Annotated in this window: 21 protein-coding genes; 12 read left to right on the top strand and 9 right to left on the bottom strand. The window is 31.2% G+C overall.

The window, feature by feature from the left end:
• The 3 genes from AAGG74_RS19320 to AAGG74_RS19310 form a co-directional block, all read right to left on the bottom strand.
• A partial coding sequence (locus AAGG74_RS19320; RefSeq protein ID WP_429676846.1) for a helix-turn-helix domain-containing protein occupies nucleotides 1–180 on the bottom strand: 180 nt, incomplete at its 3' end.
• Between the two features lie 149 nt (nucleotides 181–329).
• Nucleotides 330–860 (bottom strand): hypothetical protein, encoded by a 531-nt coding sequence (locus tag AAGG74_RS19315; protein WP_429676845.1) that lies wholly within the window; start codon nucleotides 858–860, stop codon nucleotides 330–332.
• Nucleotides 861–964: 104 nt separating this feature from the next.
• Complete coding sequence (locus AAGG74_RS19310) at nucleotides 965–1,696, bottom strand: hypothetical protein (RefSeq protein WP_429676844.1); 732 nt, start codon at nucleotides 1,694–1,696, stop codon at nucleotides 965–967.
• Between the two features lie 164 nt (nucleotides 1,697–1,860).
• Between AAGG74_RS19310 and AAGG74_RS19305 the strand changes: the two genes are divergently transcribed.
• Nucleotides 1,861–2,097 (top strand): hypothetical protein, encoded by a 237-nt coding sequence (locus tag AAGG74_RS19305; RefSeq protein WP_429676843.1) that lies wholly within the window; start codon nucleotides 1,861–1,863, stop codon nucleotides 2,095–2,097.
• A 28-nt stretch (nucleotides 2,098–2,125) separates the two neighbouring features.
• Here the strand turns inward: AAGG74_RS19305 and AAGG74_RS19300 are convergent, their stop codons facing one another.
• Nucleotides 2,126–2,704, bottom strand: coding sequence for a RusA family crossover junction endodeoxyribonuclease (locus tag AAGG74_RS19300; RefSeq protein WP_429676842.1), 579 nt, complete (start codon nucleotides 2,702–2,704; stop codon nucleotides 2,126–2,128).
• A 109-nt stretch (nucleotides 2,705–2,813) separates the two neighbouring features.
• Between AAGG74_RS19300 and AAGG74_RS19295 the strand changes: the two genes are divergently transcribed.
• Together AAGG74_RS19295 and AAGG74_RS19290 are read left to right on the top strand one after the other, a co-directional pair.
• Complete coding sequence (locus tag AAGG74_RS19295) at nucleotides 2,814–4,001, top strand: hypothetical protein (RefSeq protein WP_429676841.1); 1,188 nt, start codon at nucleotides 2,814–2,816, stop codon at nucleotides 3,999–4,001.
• An 81-nt stretch (nucleotides 4,002–4,082) separates the two neighbouring features.
• A complete protein-coding gene (locus tag AAGG74_RS19290) occupies nucleotides 4,083–5,162 on the top strand; it encodes a UDP-N-acetylglucosamine--N-acetylmuramyl-(pentapeptide) pyrophosphoryl-undecaprenol N-acetylglucosamine transferase (protein WP_429676840.1) in 1,080 nt (359 codons plus the stop codon).
• A gap of 55 nt (nucleotides 5,163–5,217) precedes the next feature.
• Here the strand turns inward: AAGG74_RS19290 and AAGG74_RS19285 are convergent, their stop codons facing one another.
• Together AAGG74_RS19285 and AAGG74_RS19280 are read right to left on the bottom strand one after the other, a co-directional pair.
• The gene (locus tag AAGG74_RS19285) at nucleotides 5,218–5,361 is read right to left on the bottom strand and encodes a hypothetical protein (protein WP_429676839.1); all 144 of its coding nucleotides are present in this window, start codon (nucleotides 5,359–5,361) and stop codon (nucleotides 5,218–5,220) included.
• A 67-nt stretch (nucleotides 5,362–5,428) separates the two neighbouring features.
• Nucleotides 5,429–6,070: a hypothetical protein gene (locus AAGG74_RS19280; RefSeq protein ID WP_429676838.1), complete on the bottom strand. Its 642-nt coding sequence runs from the start codon at nucleotides 6,068–6,070 to the stop codon at nucleotides 5,429–5,431.
• Nucleotides 6,071–6,108: 38 nt separating this feature from the next.
• Here AAGG74_RS19280 and AAGG74_RS19275 point away from each other — a divergent pair, with 38 nt between their 5' ends.
• Together AAGG74_RS19275 and AAGG74_RS19270 are read left to right on the top strand one after the other, a co-directional pair.
• Nucleotides 6,109–6,786, top strand: coding sequence for an MgtC/SapB family protein (locus AAGG74_RS19275; RefSeq protein WP_429676837.1), 678 nt, complete (start codon nucleotides 6,109–6,111; stop codon nucleotides 6,784–6,786).
• 93 nt (nucleotides 6,787–6,879) lie between these two features.
• On the top strand, nucleotides 6,880–7,275 hold the full coding sequence (locus AAGG74_RS19270; protein ID WP_429676836.1) for a hypothetical protein: 396 nt from the start codon (nucleotides 6,880–6,882) through the stop codon (nucleotides 7,273–7,275).
• Between the two features lie 83 nt (nucleotides 7,276–7,358).
• Here the strand turns inward: AAGG74_RS19270 and AAGG74_RS19265 are convergent, their stop codons facing one another.
• Nucleotides 7,359–7,595, bottom strand: coding sequence for a zinc ribbon domain-containing protein (locus AAGG74_RS19265; protein WP_429676835.1), 237 nt, complete (start codon nucleotides 7,593–7,595; stop codon nucleotides 7,359–7,361).
• A 109-nt stretch (nucleotides 7,596–7,704) separates the two neighbouring features.
• Nucleotides 7,705–9,015, bottom strand: a complete 1,311-nt coding sequence (locus AAGG74_RS19260) for an MFS transporter (protein ID WP_429676834.1) — start codon at nucleotides 9,013–9,015, stop codon at nucleotides 7,705–7,707.
• A gap of 299 nt (nucleotides 9,016–9,314) precedes the next feature.
• On the opposite strand from AAGG74_RS19260, the gene AAGG74_RS19255 reads away from it, so the two are divergent.
• From AAGG74_RS19255 to AAGG74_RS19225, 7 genes are all read left to right on the top strand, one after another.
• Nucleotides 9,315–9,893 carry a hypothetical protein gene (locus AAGG74_RS19255; RefSeq protein WP_429676833.1) on the top strand — a complete coding sequence of 193 codons (579 nt, stop codon included), beginning with the start codon at nucleotides 9,315–9,317 and terminating at the stop codon, nucleotides 9,891–9,893.
• A 12-nt stretch (nucleotides 9,894–9,905) separates the two neighbouring features.
• Nucleotides 9,906–10,655 carry an NAD-dependent protein deacylase gene (locus AAGG74_RS19250; protein WP_429676832.1) on the top strand — a complete coding sequence of 250 codons (750 nt, stop codon included), beginning with the start codon at nucleotides 9,906–9,908 and terminating at the stop codon, nucleotides 10,653–10,655.
• A gap of 116 nt (nucleotides 10,656–10,771) precedes the next feature.
• On the top strand, nucleotides 10,772–11,668 hold the full coding sequence (locus AAGG74_RS19245; RefSeq protein WP_429676831.1) for a DUF1002 domain-containing protein: 897 nt from the start codon (nucleotides 10,772–10,774) through the stop codon (nucleotides 11,666–11,668).
• 223 nt (nucleotides 11,669–11,891) lie between these two features.
• A complete protein-coding gene (locus tag AAGG74_RS19240; protein WP_429676830.1) occupies nucleotides 11,892–12,182 on the top strand; it encodes a hypothetical protein in 291 nt (96 codons plus the stop codon).
• Nucleotides 12,183–12,264: 82 nt separating this feature from the next.
• On the top strand, nucleotides 12,265–13,056 hold the full coding sequence (locus AAGG74_RS19235; RefSeq protein WP_429676829.1) for a hypothetical protein: 792 nt from the start codon (nucleotides 12,265–12,267) through the stop codon (nucleotides 13,054–13,056).
• Between the two features lie 94 nt (nucleotides 13,057–13,150).
• The gene (locus AAGG74_RS19230) at nucleotides 13,151–13,537 is read left to right on the top strand and encodes a hypothetical protein (protein WP_429676828.1); all 387 of its coding nucleotides are present in this window, start codon (nucleotides 13,151–13,153) and stop codon (nucleotides 13,535–13,537) included.
• A gap of 72 nt (nucleotides 13,538–13,609) precedes the next feature.
• Nucleotides 13,610–13,855, top strand: a complete 246-nt coding sequence (locus tag AAGG74_RS19225) for a hypothetical protein (RefSeq protein WP_429676827.1) — start codon at nucleotides 13,610–13,612, stop codon at nucleotides 13,853–13,855.
• Between the two features lie 62 nt (nucleotides 13,856–13,917).
• Here the strand turns inward: AAGG74_RS19225 and AAGG74_RS19220 are convergent, their stop codons facing one another.
• Nucleotides 13,918–14,256 carry a hypothetical protein gene (locus tag AAGG74_RS19220; RefSeq protein ID WP_429676826.1) on the bottom strand — a complete coding sequence of 113 codons (339 nt, stop codon included), beginning with the start codon at nucleotides 14,254–14,256 and terminating at the stop codon, nucleotides 13,918–13,920.
• Nucleotides 14,257–14,375: the final 119 nt, after the last annotated feature.

The raw sequence follows: 14,375 nt of genomic DNA, 5'->3' as shown, positions 1-14,375 counted from the left end.
TTTTATTTTTTTAAGCGTTTCTTTATCGTTTTTATAAGTTTTATATGTATCTTTTCGTTCGGCTAACATTTTGTTATAGACAAATCGAACACAACCGAAGGTTTTAGCGAACATTGAAGCTTGTTCTTCTGTTGGAACCAATCTAAATTTATAAGCTTTATTTTTCTTAACTTGGGACATATCCGTCACCTCCTCGAAACAAATGTTCTGTTTTATTTTATATAAGGTTACTAAAACATTGCAACAAGACAGCTTGAAGCAAATAAAAAAAAGCGATTCATCCCCTCCTAAATCAAAGATTATAGAAGGGGAATTCTCGCGAATAATTGTTAAAAGATGAGTGAAAAATAAACATTCGGTAGACGATGGTATATCAATTCTAATAATTCATTTTTATATGTAAGTATCTTATTTTCCGGTATGTTTTTTCCTAAAGCATTGAAATCGATGAGACGAAAGGCATTGCGATAATCATTTCTTTTAGGATCTCTATATTCTATGTATTGAAAACAATCTGTGGCTAATTGATCTAAAAATGACGTGTATACAAATAATTGCACAGGGTCATTAAACTGAACTTTTTTGAAAAAACCAAAGTGTTTTTCAAAGAAATTTTCTGTCTTTGACAAACGATCTTCGATTGTTAAACTACCAGTTATACTTAACTCTTTATAAACACCTTCAGAGGGGATTATATAACATATGGTATCTTCAAAAATTTCGCCTTTTTGTTTGTTTAACAAAAATGAAGCGAAACACGAAATTCCTTTAATGTAAGAATAATAGGTACCATTAAACATATAAGGGATAGTTGCATATGGGGCAAGAAACGGTTCATTTTGTTTTAAGTTGATGTTCATCTTCGATGTGCCTTTCTCTTTTGTTTTTTTAAATCATATTATATTTTCGATAAACAATGAAAAAAACTTACTAAAAAGATTTTTAGTAAGTTTTTAATGTTTATTCAATCCATATACCAAGTATGAACATAGCATTTTTTTAAACCGATTTCTTTTCGAATGAAATTTTCCCACTCATCCATTACTGAGTATAGATCGCCGACATAATCGTCCACGTTAAACTCAATTTTGTGATAATTATCCCATTTATCAATTTTTTTAACAATTCCAAGACTTAGGAGTAAATCTGCTAAATGTTTCGCACCAAACCCACCTACTAGAAATGCTCTAAATTCATCAGGGTGGTAAACACGATTCTTAAAAGTTTTTGTTTTTAACAAGGAATGAAAATCTAGTATTTCTTCTTTCTTGGTAAGAATATCTGCTTTTTTAACGCCTGATTTTCTTTTTTTGGAGATCCTTTTGTCTTTGGGAATATAAAACGGTGGATACACCTTCTTTCCGAACATATTAACTAACAAATATGATGGATTTAAAAGATCTATATTTTCCAAAGTTTTATCGATTAATTCACTAATAATTAATCTCATTTCTTTAGTGGGGGATGCTGATGATCTTATAGAAATTGTATTTTTTTTTAGTTTAAGCGTAAAACCTACAAAGTTAAATTTGCCTCGTTTTGTTGTTATTCCAAAAAAAAATCCAAAGTTAAAGTCGTTTTTTAAAGAATCATCAAAATTTCTCACTTTTAAGAGCTGTACGTTAGGATAATATTCAAACACTTTCGTCCACATAAGGGTCAATGAATCTTTTTCATTGCAACTTTCTGTTGTCATAATATCTTCTCCTTAGATAAATCAACTTTTTTTGAAATATAACACGGAAAAATGATTGTGTTCTAAAAAACAAGAAAATAATACTTCAAATAAATATTTTTTTTTATTGCATTATGTAGAAAATGAGTTATAAAACTTATGTACTAAAAGGGAGGTGCCAGAAAATGATGAAAAACTTATTAACTAAATTCGCGAAAGAAAAAGACGGGGGACTTGTAGAGTATCTCATTCTAATTGCAATCGCAGCAGTAGCAGCTGCACTATTGTTCCCACAACTTCGTAAAAATCTTGCGAGCTGGTTTAACCAAATGGTGGACAACATAGATAAAGGTATCACTGGTAGCGGAAGCGGAAGCTCAAATGTTGATACGACTACTAACTCAGGAAAAGTTACCTGGTAAAAAGAAACCCGACTACGGGCTTCTTTTTTTATAATTTAATTTCATAATTAATAATAGTTCCAGATGGTATTATCGGTTGAAATAGTTCAGCTTCTGTCATAAGGCGTATAAAGACTTCAACACCTTCCAATGTTTTTTCGTTTACTGGAACCCAATTGGAAGAATCCCTGTACACAAACTTGTCATCTGAAATTACACCAGGCTCAATCTCGATCCATTCATAAGAAGGGTTACCTTTAGCTGTTAACATAGGTGTCCCATCATCATTAAATTTAGTCATTTTCCTTTTTACAGGTTGAAAACAGTCTTGTACAGTTTTTAACAAGTTATCCAAATCGAACTGTGCATAATGCTCAGGAACTAATAAGCTTGTTTTTGGGTCTCGTTTAAACTTTGTGTAATGATTTAAGGTTAATTCTATATATCCGCTGAGAGGTCTAATTTCAGGAGGGAAAGCTATAGATAAGTATTTTCTTATTTCTCTTTCAAATTTTTTGACGTTTTTGGGTTTCACCAAGCCTAAGCTTCCGTCTTTTTTTGAAACAATTTTCAATTGTGTTTTAACCTTTCCTGTGAAAGGAAAGAAAAATCGATGTACTTCACTCATATCTTTGCCAACTTTCTTGTTTTTTCTATAAAATTATTATAATCAAAAAATAAATAAAAGGATGCTATAATAAAAACTACAAGTATGCTTTTAAAAGAGGTGAGATTCATTGAAAGTTAAATTTACAAGAACCATTTTTAAAAAGGCTGTAGATATATGCAGAAAAATTTGTGATAACAAAAGCAATCCGCAAATTTGGATAAGATCTTTTACAGATACAGATGTGTTATTTTATACGCAAAGAGATGATAAGGGGATTAAATATTTTCATCATATAAAAACAAATGAGCCTTTAGAAAAGGAAATATCGTTTGTCGCTAATCCTACTGATATGTCTGATTTAGCTGGTGGAAAGATAAAGGAATTGGATTTAACATTTTCAAAAGAAAACGATGACGATATATTGATTAGTTCAAATGGTAAAAAGGCAATTATTAAACATATACAGGGTAAATTCCCTTTAGAAAAACTTCCATACATATCAATGAAAGATCCAGATCTATTTATCAGTTTGATAGAAGATATAGTGAAATTTTCTTCAAAAGAAGTGAATAGTATTGAAATTGGTGGTTATGAAGTATCAATTAAAACGCCTATCTATTTCAAAAGGTTTAATTTAGTAGAGGACTTTCCTAAATTTATTTTCCCTTTGGATTATATCGAACAACTTAAAAAACATATATTATGGACAAAGAGCACAGTTAATCAAATGTCTCAATGTTCTAAAAAAGGTGAACTTTATATCAGAGTAGAAAATAAACACAAAAAAAATGAAAGTTTAACTGTAAGACAACTTTTTATACTTAATCAAAGGGATTCCTTTTCCCCAAGTATAAAACAAAGAGATGAAGAAATTGTTGAAACTATTAATTTGGATGCAGAAGATTTATATGAGATTTTAAGCGACTATCCAGCAGCAGTTAATGACGTATATTTATATGATAACAATGGAGACTTAATGATAGATCCATATGATAAAAAAGGTGAACCCCTTGATGAGGACGAAATTCATCCTATATACAAATTAAAATACGAGGGAAAAGTAAAGAAAACGAAAATCAACCGTATCGGATTATCCGCTCTTGTAGGTGGATATAAAGGGAATCAAAAAATAGATATAATAAAATATAAAAATGATGAAGGAGAAAACGAGGAAGTAATATTTGCTTTTAGAATATATGATAAAAATATTTACAGTTTGGTTTTAGCCAAGAATGAACCTAATTATATAAAAGTGCAAAACAAACTAGATAAATATTTGGAATATGAAAAAACATTAACATTTTTGAATGAATAGGCGCTAAATCATAGCGTCTATTATTTTTTTTGAACTAATTGAAGAATATAATGAAAGATAAAAAATTCGAAAGGTGAGAAAATGATTAAACCATTCAAAGTCGTAGTTACTGGCGGTGGTACAGCCGGACACATCACTCCAGCTATATCAATCGCAAAATCATTAGAGAAGAAATATAACGCTTCTATTTTTTACTTAGGGAATGAAAATTTTATTGAAAAGGATTTAGCAAGCAAGGCGAGTTATCCATTTTTCCATATCAATTCACAAGGGATGGAAGGTGATAAACCTTTCGAAAAGTGGAAAAATTTTATTCTGAGAAACTTCAAAGGAATCAATCAAGCTTACAGGCATTTAAAGAACATTGGACCAGATTTTATTGTGAGTACTGGGGGATTTGTAACCGCACCTGTGCTCGTTGCAGCAAAGATGCTTGCCATTCCGTATTTTATTCACGAACAAAATACCGTTATGGGAAGAGTTAATAAATTATTTGTCAAGGATGCGTTGGAAGTTTACTTTTCTTTCGCCAACACAATCAACGTAAAAAATGACAGGAAAGGAAAAGTTTACGGAAATCCTGTACCAATCAATGAAAAAATTGATCCAGGAAATGATGTTGTTGTATTAGGTGGAAGCGGAGGATCTGAATTCCTAAACGAGTGGGCCGTTTCGTTTGCAGAAAAAAATCCTAAAATTAACATACATCTGCAAGCTGGAAAAAAGAATGAAGAGAAAACAAAAGAAATAGTCGAAAAAAAAGGTCTTAAATCTCTGAATGTATATGGATTTGTTGATATTGTAGCTATGTATAAAAAGGCCAAGTTTGTAATTACCAGAGGTGGAACAAGTAGTTTATTCGAATTAGCCAATGCCGAAATTCCTTCGATAATTGTTCCGCTTCCTAATTCAATGGATAATCATCAATATATGAATGGACTTCAATTTCAAAAACTTGGTGGTATGACAGTGGTAGAACAACATTCACAAGATGAAGATAACGAATTAGATAAAGTTGTACAAGAATGGTCGTCTAAGCCGGAAGTTATAAATGAAAAAAGAAAGAATTTATCAAAATTCAGTTACATAAATTGCGCAGATCAAATCGCAGAAGACATTTTCGATATGTTCGGAGAAAAAACAAAAAAATTGAACTTGTAAAAAAAGAGTTAGGGGATTCCCTAGCTCTTTTTAATATGTATACATTGTTTCGAGTTCAAAGAATAAATTTAAAAAACTTAGAGATAATAATAGGTTCATCAAAATGCATTTTACTCATTGTATTTTCGATGTTTTTTAACTCTTGTTTTGTTGGAACGTAATTTAAACTTTTAGATTGCTCGATAATTTCTTTAATCATATGTAACAGGCTCCTTTTAGGTTTGTAAAAGAATGATACTCGCTTTTCGTTTTTTTGGGGAAAAAAATTATTTTCTTGTTTTCTTGTTTTCTATAAAAGACCTTGCGAAAAAGAATGGTGTTGCAAAAATAATGATTGGGATAGCGACAATAAGGAGGACTATAAAATGGGAAAAACTAATGGGTTGTTCATATAGATAACCTTCTTCGTCATATAAGGATTGGAATTCATTGTGTAATCCAGTGGAGTGAGAATAACCTTTTGTTTTCAAAGTCTCGATAAATGTGTGAATATCATAGTCTGCTTTGAAAATTTTTTTACTTGAAAACATACAAGATAATTCATTTTTACAAAGTTGGCAAGCGGAAAAACTATTAGGAAGAGTATCATTGATATTTGCTTGAATAAAAGGTGGAGATTTCATACGAAGAGTTTCGTTATTAACCGAAGTGCTATTAATATTTAAGGATTTGCCGTAATGAGAAAAACTATTATAAGTGAATATTTTGCTATATGGGCAACACAGACTTATAAGAATGAAGTCTTCAATATTTTGTGCAATGTGAAAAGGGAAATGGTTCTTTAATTTCAAATAGTCTTTTCTATATAACAAAATTGAAGAGCTGTATTGATCAAAAAAATAGGTTTTTTTAAGAAAAAAACTATTTTTTCTTAAAGAAGACCATTTTAATGTTCCTGTAAATTTCAAAAGTGCACCTCTTTTCATAAAAATCAAAGGAGTATAGAATGTTGATTACTGTTTTTTTAAAACTAAGCATTGCTGCGATAATTGGTATGGTATTAGGTTTAGAAAGAGAATTGAAAAGAAAACCGCTCGGATTAAAGACTAGCACTGTTATTTGTATTGCAAGCTGTCTTGTGACAATCGTTTCAATTCAATCAGCATACCAATTTGACAAGCCGAATCATATAACAATGGATCCATTGCGTTTAGCAGCCCAAATTATTTCTGGTGTAGGATTTCTGGGAGCAGGTGTAATAATGGTGAAAGGGTTAACTGTCACTGGTTTAACGACTGCTGCATTAATTTGGAGTGCATCTGGACTTGGAGTAGCTGTGGGAGCGGGATTTTGGAAAGAAGCTATAATTGCCTTTATTTTAATGATTGTTTGCGTGGAGTTGGTACCAACCTTAATTAAAATGGTTGGACCAGGAAGATTAAGAGAGAAAGAGCTGCAAATGTCTATAGTGGTCGAAGAATCAGTAAACGTTGAGGACATCCAGAAAAAAATTAAAGGAAAGAATATTGTGATCCATCAAGTGAGAGTTAAAGATTTAAGTACTGGGGAAAGAAAACTAGAGTATATATTATCAACCTACGAAAAAAGGTATACCACAAATGTATACCAAGAGGTAAAATCTATTAACGGCGTAACCATTGTTGAAATATCTACAGTAGGCTAGTTTAATTTATTATAAATTATATAAAAGTTAAAGTTCCATAGATCGAATATGAAAATTAAAACTTCAACTCAATAGGTTGAAGTTTTTTTAAATATGAATAATGTAAGTAACAATGAGATGATTTTTGTAAAAGATAGAGGGGAGAAGAAAATTATGATATCTAGAGTATTAATTAAGGAAAAAGTTTATCGATACTATGAAGAAACCATTAATTTATGGTTAATCTTTTCTTGGTCAGTTTTGTTATTAAGTTATTCATTTTTCATTGTTGCAAGCACTTTGTTTTATGAGGCTCCAACTTGGTTAGAGGTATTAGGGGATTATGGAATCGTTATATCAATCATCAACTTTTTTATAGCTGTGCTAGTCGTGATATGTTGCATCATTGTTTGGCTAAAAGAAAGAGAATTTGATGTAATTAAAACTAAATTATTTATCACAATTAGTTTTAATTTGGTATCTCTAATTTTATATTTTGTTTTGTCGTGAACCTCCCCGCCTAAATGGTGACGGAGCGAGATGGACCGAGCTATAACCTGGGTTCCGACGGCTTATGATGTATATAAAATTAATTAGGCTGCTTGTAGGAGTCTTTTTCCTTCTTCTCTGATGTTGATGGCTGCGTTGCAATCTCGATCCATAATGTTACCGCAGACACATTCAAATAAACGTTCAGAAAGAGGGAGGTTTTCTTTAACCTTACCAGTGTAGGTTATTTTATTTTTTCTTTCGGTTAGCATTTTATAGACAAAGCGAACACAAGCGAAGGTTTTAGCAGACATTGAAGTTTGATCTTCCGTTGAGACCAATCTAAAATTATACGATCATATTCATCCCCTCCTAAATCAAAGATTATAGAAGGAGAATTCTGCGAGTAATTGTTAAAAACCGCTAGGAAAAAGTCAGCGGTTTTTACTTTTAAAATGATATTGTGCGTTTAGAATAAATTAAAATCATCGAAATAACTAGAGAAAAGATAGAAAGTGTTGCAGCTGCATACAATATGTAGAATGGATCTTTTAACACAAGCGTCCCCATATAACCTAAGCTGAATGCTGTTCCAATATTTCTTGAGAAGCTTTGCAGGGAAGAGGAAAATCCTTTATCTTCGTTTGCTGATAATTCATAAGAACCTATTGAAGAAATCGTTTGTATCAAACCATAACAAAATCCTTGTATGGCTAAAATGGCAAATGTAATGTAAAACGGAGTGTCAGTTGAATAAAAGAAAAATGGGATAGTGGAAAGTGTAATGATGACATTGCCAATGAGAACCGGTCTTTTATAACCGTAATTCAAAACAATCTTACCGGATGGATAAGAAGAGAATATCCAACCAATACTTATTCCGGATAAAACCAGTCCGCTCATCAGTACACTGCTATTTTGAGCTTCTTGTAAGAAGTACGGAATAAAAGATTCCAAACCAAATAAAGCGAAGAAAAATAAAAATGTATTGACATTAAAAAATAAAATAGGAAAGTTTTTAAACATAGATAAGGGGAGGAAAGGGTTTGTTGTTTTTCTTTCTGATCGGTAAAAGAAATATAAAGAAATAATTGAAACAGGGAGTAAATAAATGATCCAACTTATATCTATTGTGACGGCCAGTAATGAAACTGTAGCAACCGAAAAAAGAAAAGCGGATAACCAATTAATTGGTCTTTTTATTTTTTCGAATGTTTCATCATAAAAATAAACGCAAGCTAAGATGAAAAGACCTAGTGGAATGTTAATAAAAAATATCCATCTCCAACTTGAAAATTCAACAATAAAGGATCCTAAGAGTGGTCCTAAAACAGCGCTAACAGCCCAAATTAATGAAAAGTGTCCTTGATACTTTCCTCTTTCTTTGAGAGTTAAAAGATCTCCTAGAATAATACCGGCAGAAGGAAGAACTCCGCCAGCTGCTATTCCTTTTATTGCTCGAAAGATAATTAGTTGAGGCATTGTTTGTGCAATCCCGCATAGGAAAGATGCCAAAGTAAACAATGAAACAGAAATTAAAAATGATTTCTTTCTCCCCAATCTATCTGCTAACTTCCCGAATATCGGAATTGTAATCGTAGATAAAAGGGTATATATAGCGAAAATCCAAGCATAATAACCCGCTCCGCCAATATCCTTCGTAATTAGAGGTCCGGTTGTATTTAATATAGTCGTGTCCATAGCTACAACAAAATTAGATATCAATAAGCTCCATAAGACAATCTTTGTCTTTATTTTCAATACGATTCACTCCTAGAGTAATAAGACTTAATTACTTCATTATTTTGAATTGAGGATTATCCCTTGAAAAAAATCATTCAAATCATTCTTCATTGCGACTAACTGTTTTAATTCAAGTCTTTATCGATTTCTAGATAAAACTTGAATTCACCAAAAAAGTTTATTGATATAGAAATTGTTTGTATATTGTAAATGATAAGATTTTGTCGATTTTAGTCGAAATTTGATGCAAGTAGATAATAGGAATAAAAAATAATGTAGATTAAAATTGACTTTGATTATTCAAGAGGAGGAATATATTGAAAAACGAATTTTTTCCTTTCCCAGAAGAAAATAAGTGGAATAAGTTATATTTAAATATTTTTTATAGAACGAGTCTCAACGGGGAGAAAAAAGAAAATTTTAATTTACAAAAAGAGTATGAGAATGACGTGTTTGTTTTTCGTCCATATTCAGAAGAATGCAGCTGCGGTTTTTGTGAAAAATATATAAAGGTCTATGGAATGGATCACCAAAAAAATTGCGCGACCAGAAGTATATCGGAGATAACTCTCCTTTATATATATTTCGGTGCAAAGTATGGTAGTTTAGATAAAATAATCAAAAATGAAGCCGAAGCAATGGGATTTGAATCTAATTTCAATGGAAATCTAAATGAGCTATGCACTTGTGAATGGATGGAGAAAGTAAGGGAATGGGAAAAAAAGAACGATCATTCATCAAACTGTTCAGCGGTTTTGCCGAATTTTCATCATAAAAGGTTAAATATCAAAATCTATTCAAGAAAAAATAGTGTCGAAGGTTTTATAATGAATAAAAAGATACCTTTTGATGTGTTTGAGAATGTGGTCAATGAAGTGTTGCAATCTATTCGGTGAGGAAGTGTAAATGTGGAGCAAGTCGAAATTAAAAAGTTGAAAGAACTTATTGATAAAGCTAAAAAGATCGTGTTTTTAACAGGTGCTGGGGCATCTACCGAATCAAATATCCCTGATTTCAGAGGTTCGGGCGGGTTATGGAAAAACAATCAGTCCTTTGCAAGTTTAATATCTAAATCTTATTTCAACCGTAATCCAAAAGATTTCTGGAAAAGTTACAAAGAAATTTTTTCGATAAAATTGTTGCAACAATACGAACCCAACTCTGGTCATTATTTTATTACTCAGTTGCAAAATAGCGGAAAAGACATAACTGTCATCACGCAGAACATTGATGGTTTGCATACAAAAGCAGGGACAAAAGATGTATTTGAAGTTCACGGAACTTTGCAGACCGCTACTTGTCCTAAATGTAAAACTGTTTATGATATAGATTATATTAGAGAAAATGAAATACCAAGATGTAACAAAGTAAATGCAAAAGAGAGTAAATGTGAATTTATTTTAAAACCAGATGTCGTCCTTTACGGGGACCAGATTAAATCTTTTAACCAGGCTCTCGGTGCAGCATACGATTCTGATTTATTCATCGTTATGGGTTCTTCTCTGGAAGTAGGACCAATTAATACAATTCCTAAATATATAGGAGATACGAATATACCGACAGTATTGATTAATAAAGAAAAAACAGATTTAGATGATTACTTTGATTTGTGCATTTACGACAAGATAGGAAATGTTGTGAAAGAACTGAAAAAGTGAATTTCAAATAGCAGTGAGGATGAACCCTTGCTGCTATTTTTAAATGTTGCTTCTAAAGGATAGCCTTTATAAGTAAAGAATGAACTAATAATTAACTCAAAGAGGGGTGATTATGAGTGAAAAAGTTAGTTTGCGGGATAGGTGTTGCTATTTTTGCTACTAGTGTTATTAACGTAGCAAACCCTTCGGTTGTATTAGCTGATGCGTCACCAGGGGATATAATCGTTACTTTAGGGGAAGACTTAAGTATTAACCAAAAAAATAAAGTGTTAGAAGATATGGGAGTAAACGAAAAAGATACAGAAATTGTCTATGTATCAAACGATGAGGAACATAAATATCTTGACTCTTATATTCCTAAAGCTCAAATTGGATCTAAATCAATCTCTTCTGCAAAGATTACACTCGGAGAGAAGAATACTGGCCTTGTAGTAGAGAGCAATAACATTAATTACATAACTGATGATATGTATTTAAATGCTTTGTCTACAGCTGGAATAACTGACGCTAAAGTATATGTGACAAGTCCTTTTGAAGTTTCCGGAACAGGAGCATTAACGGGCATTATAAAAGCATACGAGGTATCAAGCGGTAAAGTGATAAAAGAGGAAAATAAAGAAGCTGCAAACGAAGAAATGGTTACAACAGCTAAATTGGCTTCAGATAAAGACATCGGACAAGAAAAAGCGGTTGAGTTTATGAAAAAGGTTAAAGAAGAAATCGCTAAAGAAAATCCGAAATCTGAAAGTGATATTAGAACTCTTATACAAAAAGTTGCTAATGATATGGGAATTACCCTAACAGATAGCCAATTAGATCAACTAGTTGACTTATTTAATAAAATTAAGGATCTAAACATAGATTGGGATAAAGTGAATAAAACATTTGAATCAGCAAAAGAAAAATGGAATAATTTCGCTAACTCTGATGAAGGAAAAAACATCATAGACAGTTTCATTTCATTTATGAATAGCATATGGGATGGTATAAAAGCATTCTTCACAAAAAACTAATATATAGTTTTTTACGATTTCGTTTGTATATGTAATATAATTCAGTAATCATTTTCATTTACTAGTAAGAAGAACAAAATCAAATGTTCCGTTAAAAAAAGTGGTGAAATAATGAATATAAATTCAATGTTTGATTTGGTGATATTTATTGCAACATCATTTGTAGTTCTTGGACTCATACATACAATATTTAAACCGTTTACGTCAAAAGGGGAAATATCTATTGAAAAAGATTATAAAAAACAGGGACATAACGAATAATATAGAGCCATACCGTTTAAAGTTATTAAAGAAGACAATAGATAATAAAACAGTTCAAAGATCAATGGACGTAAAGGATATGATAGACAGAACTTCTCAATTTGTTGAAAGAATATCTCAGCAAATAAAAAAAGAGGATGATCAAATAAACGAATTAATAATCACAAAGAAAGAAAGACAACAAGAAGCGTACGAAAATTTCAATTTGATTATGAAAAAAATGAACGATGTTATGGACGGAACGGGACGTTAATGTTGGAGGCAAGAGCAAGGCGTTATAAATGTCTTGCTTTTAAAATCTTTAACTCCTATAACATTAAAGGATGAGGAAAATAATGAAAAGATATATTGTTTTTACACCATATTATATGGCTAACGGAGAAGTTTATTTCGTAAACGAAGGGCTAGAATTAAACGAGTTACTTTCGTATTTGGATGGCCAAAGAATACACAAAGATGTCAATCAGTCTTTGCTGTCTATATATAAAGTGATTGAGGAAAACAAAAAGTATCCAACCACAATAAAAGAATTAGTAAAAGTGATGAACGAAAGAATTAAAGATCCTGAAAGCGAAAATTTTATAATACGTTGGGAAGATTCTTCTCTAGGTGAATACAAATTAGATGGTAATAAATCGAGAGAGGGAATTGAGGAAAAATTAGTGGAACTGACCACAGCAGGTGAAACTGATATCTTAATACTTAATGCTGATGAAGCTAAGGACGCCGAGAATTTCTATAAAGAACATCGAAATAAAATGTTAATTGGCTTAGATAAAGAAGAAGCAACAGAAAAAACAATCTTCTTCGTAACAGCTTTTGAAAAATTATCAAAAACAGAAAATGGGGAGTACGATCTTGGAGACAAACTGATTATTGGGGTATCAGAAGATATCGAAGATGCCCGTAGTAATCTAAGAAAACAAGAGAAATTTATTCGTGGAAATCTCTATAAATTTGTTATTATTGAAGAAATTTTTATAGGTATGCGACCTTTTACAAAAAAATATTCCGAAACTTATAGTGATGGTACACTTTCTCCCAAAGAAGAAAATGATTTTGACGAATTGTTTTTTAAAATAATAGACACACCTGATGATTTTAAATATATGACCGTTGGACTTTAAGTTTTTTACTGAAGAGACAAGTATAAATTGCTTGTTTTTTTATTTAGAACTGGATAATGTGAATATAGATATTTTTTTAAAGAGGAGCGGCTATATGAACAAAAAAGACCGTGTTGGAAACCAAAAAGAAGATACAGTTATCTTTGTTACCACTTTTGAAAAGTTAGAGAAAAATGAAGGTGACTACTACGAGTTCGGTAGTACACGCACAGTAGGTGTATTTAAAGATATTGAAGAAGCGCGAGATATTGTTGAAAATAATAAAAATGATATAAACGAAACCATCTATAATTATGCTGTTATCGAAGAAGTTGATATGGGCTTATATCCAACGCTAAAAAGAGAACCCGAATTTTATAAAGCAACCAATGTTATGAAAGCAGGGGTTGATGGAAAAGAAAAACACAACTCAGACTTAATTTATGAACTTATTGAAGCTCCTGAAAATTCACAAAATGATTTACCTCTCGCCATAGGTTGAAGAATTTATTTTTTGAAAAGAAGCGGGTTAAATACGCTTCTTTTTCATTAATGCAAAAGGGGGGCTTGTTTAATGGAGAAAAAAGAAGAAATATTTAAAAATCTTTTAGAAGAAATCGTATCAATAGCTGAATCTAATAAATTAGAAGAAAAAATACAAACTGCTCTAAAATTATTAGAAATCATAGAGAAAGATCGTAAAACAGCAGACGTATTGTACGATGAAAGAATATCGTTACAAAATATCAGTGATTCTCTATATAATCTACGGTGTCAACTAAAGGGGATTGATAACACTCTTATAGAAGATATTGAATAATTGGCTACAAAATAATTATAAAAAAATAAAACCTATCTTAAACAGATAGGTTTTTAAATATATTAATCGAAGTAAATTGATAGTGACCAAGAAAAACCTGGAATAAAATATGCTCCATACTTAGCTAATAAAGATTTAAATTCTTCATATAATTTAGGCGAGCTATAATCATTTAAAACTTTGTATAGAGAACTTTCGAACGTCATTGTAATGCCTTCTTTATTGTAGTATTCGACGTACTCGGAAGGATCCATATTATCTAACCATTTGTTTTTATTTGTGTCATAAGCTTTTCCGTTTGTATAGATACGCGTATCAGTATTTAGGCGGTTCTTTTTCAACCAGTCAATTATGTCGTTAGCAAGTTCTTCATTTCTTGAATTTATTTCATATGTAGTCATTAGACCGCTCTCCTTTAATATCTTTTCTTTATTTTATATCCAAATAAAAAAAAGTGAAAAAAATTTATTTATTATGAAAAAGGGGATAGTATATCTCTGATTATTAGACCTGATGAGGT

The organism is Bacillus mexicanus, from assembly GCF_050445615.1.
In the GTDB taxonomy this organism is placed as follows: domain Bacteria; phylum Bacillota; class Bacilli; order Bacillales; family Bacillaceae; genus Bacillus; species Bacillus mexicanus.
Note: the sequence above shows the minus strand (reverse complement) of the source record. Positions and strands in the feature narration are given on the sequence as shown.

Bases quoted from the DNA above. Each gene is read 5' to 3' on its own strand.
- AAGG74_RS19315 (WP_429676845.1), bottom strand. From the start codon at position 860: ATGAACATCAACTTAAAACAAAATGAACCGTTTCTTGCCCCATATGCA.
- AAGG74_RS19310 (WP_429676844.1), bottom strand. From the start codon at position 1,696: ATGACAACAGAAAGTTGCAATGAAAAAGATTCATTGACCCTTATGTGG.
- AAGG74_RS19305 (WP_429676843.1), top strand. From the start codon at position 1,861: ATGATGAAAAACTTATTAACTAAATTCGCGAAAGAAAAAGACGGGGGA.
- AAGG74_RS19300 (WP_429676842.1), bottom strand. From the start codon at position 2,704: ATGAGTGAAGTACATCGATTTTTCTTTCCTTTCACAGGAAAGGTTAAA.
- AAGG74_RS19290 (WP_429676840.1), top strand. From the start codon at position 4,083: ATGATTAAACCATTCAAAGTCGTAGTTACTGGCGGTGGTACAGCCGGA.
- AAGG74_RS19285 (WP_429676839.1), bottom strand. From the start codon at position 5,361: ATGATTAAAGAAATTATCGAGCAATCTAAAAGTTTAAATTACGTTCCA.
- AAGG74_RS19275 (WP_429676837.1), top strand. From the start codon at position 6,109: ATGTTGATTACTGTTTTTTTAAAACTAAGCATTGCTGCGATAATTGGT.
- AAGG74_RS19270 (WP_429676836.1), top strand. From the start codon at position 6,880: ATGAATAATGTAAGTAACAATGAGATGATTTTTGTAAAAGATAGAGGG.
- AAGG74_RS19235 (WP_429676829.1), top strand. From the start codon at position 12,265: ATGAAAAGATATATTGTTTTTACACCATATTATATGGCTAACGGAGAA.
- AAGG74_RS19230 (WP_429676828.1), top strand. From the start codon at position 13,151: ATGAACAAAAAAGACCGTGTTGGAAACCAAAAAGAAGATACAGTTATC.
- AAGG74_RS19225 (WP_429676827.1), top strand. From the start codon at position 13,610: ATGGAGAAAAAAGAAGAAATATTTAAAAATCTTTTAGAAGAAATCGTA.
- AAGG74_RS19220 (WP_429676826.1), bottom strand. From the start codon at position 14,256: ATGACTACATATGAAATAAATTCAAGAAATGAAGAACTTGCTAACGAC.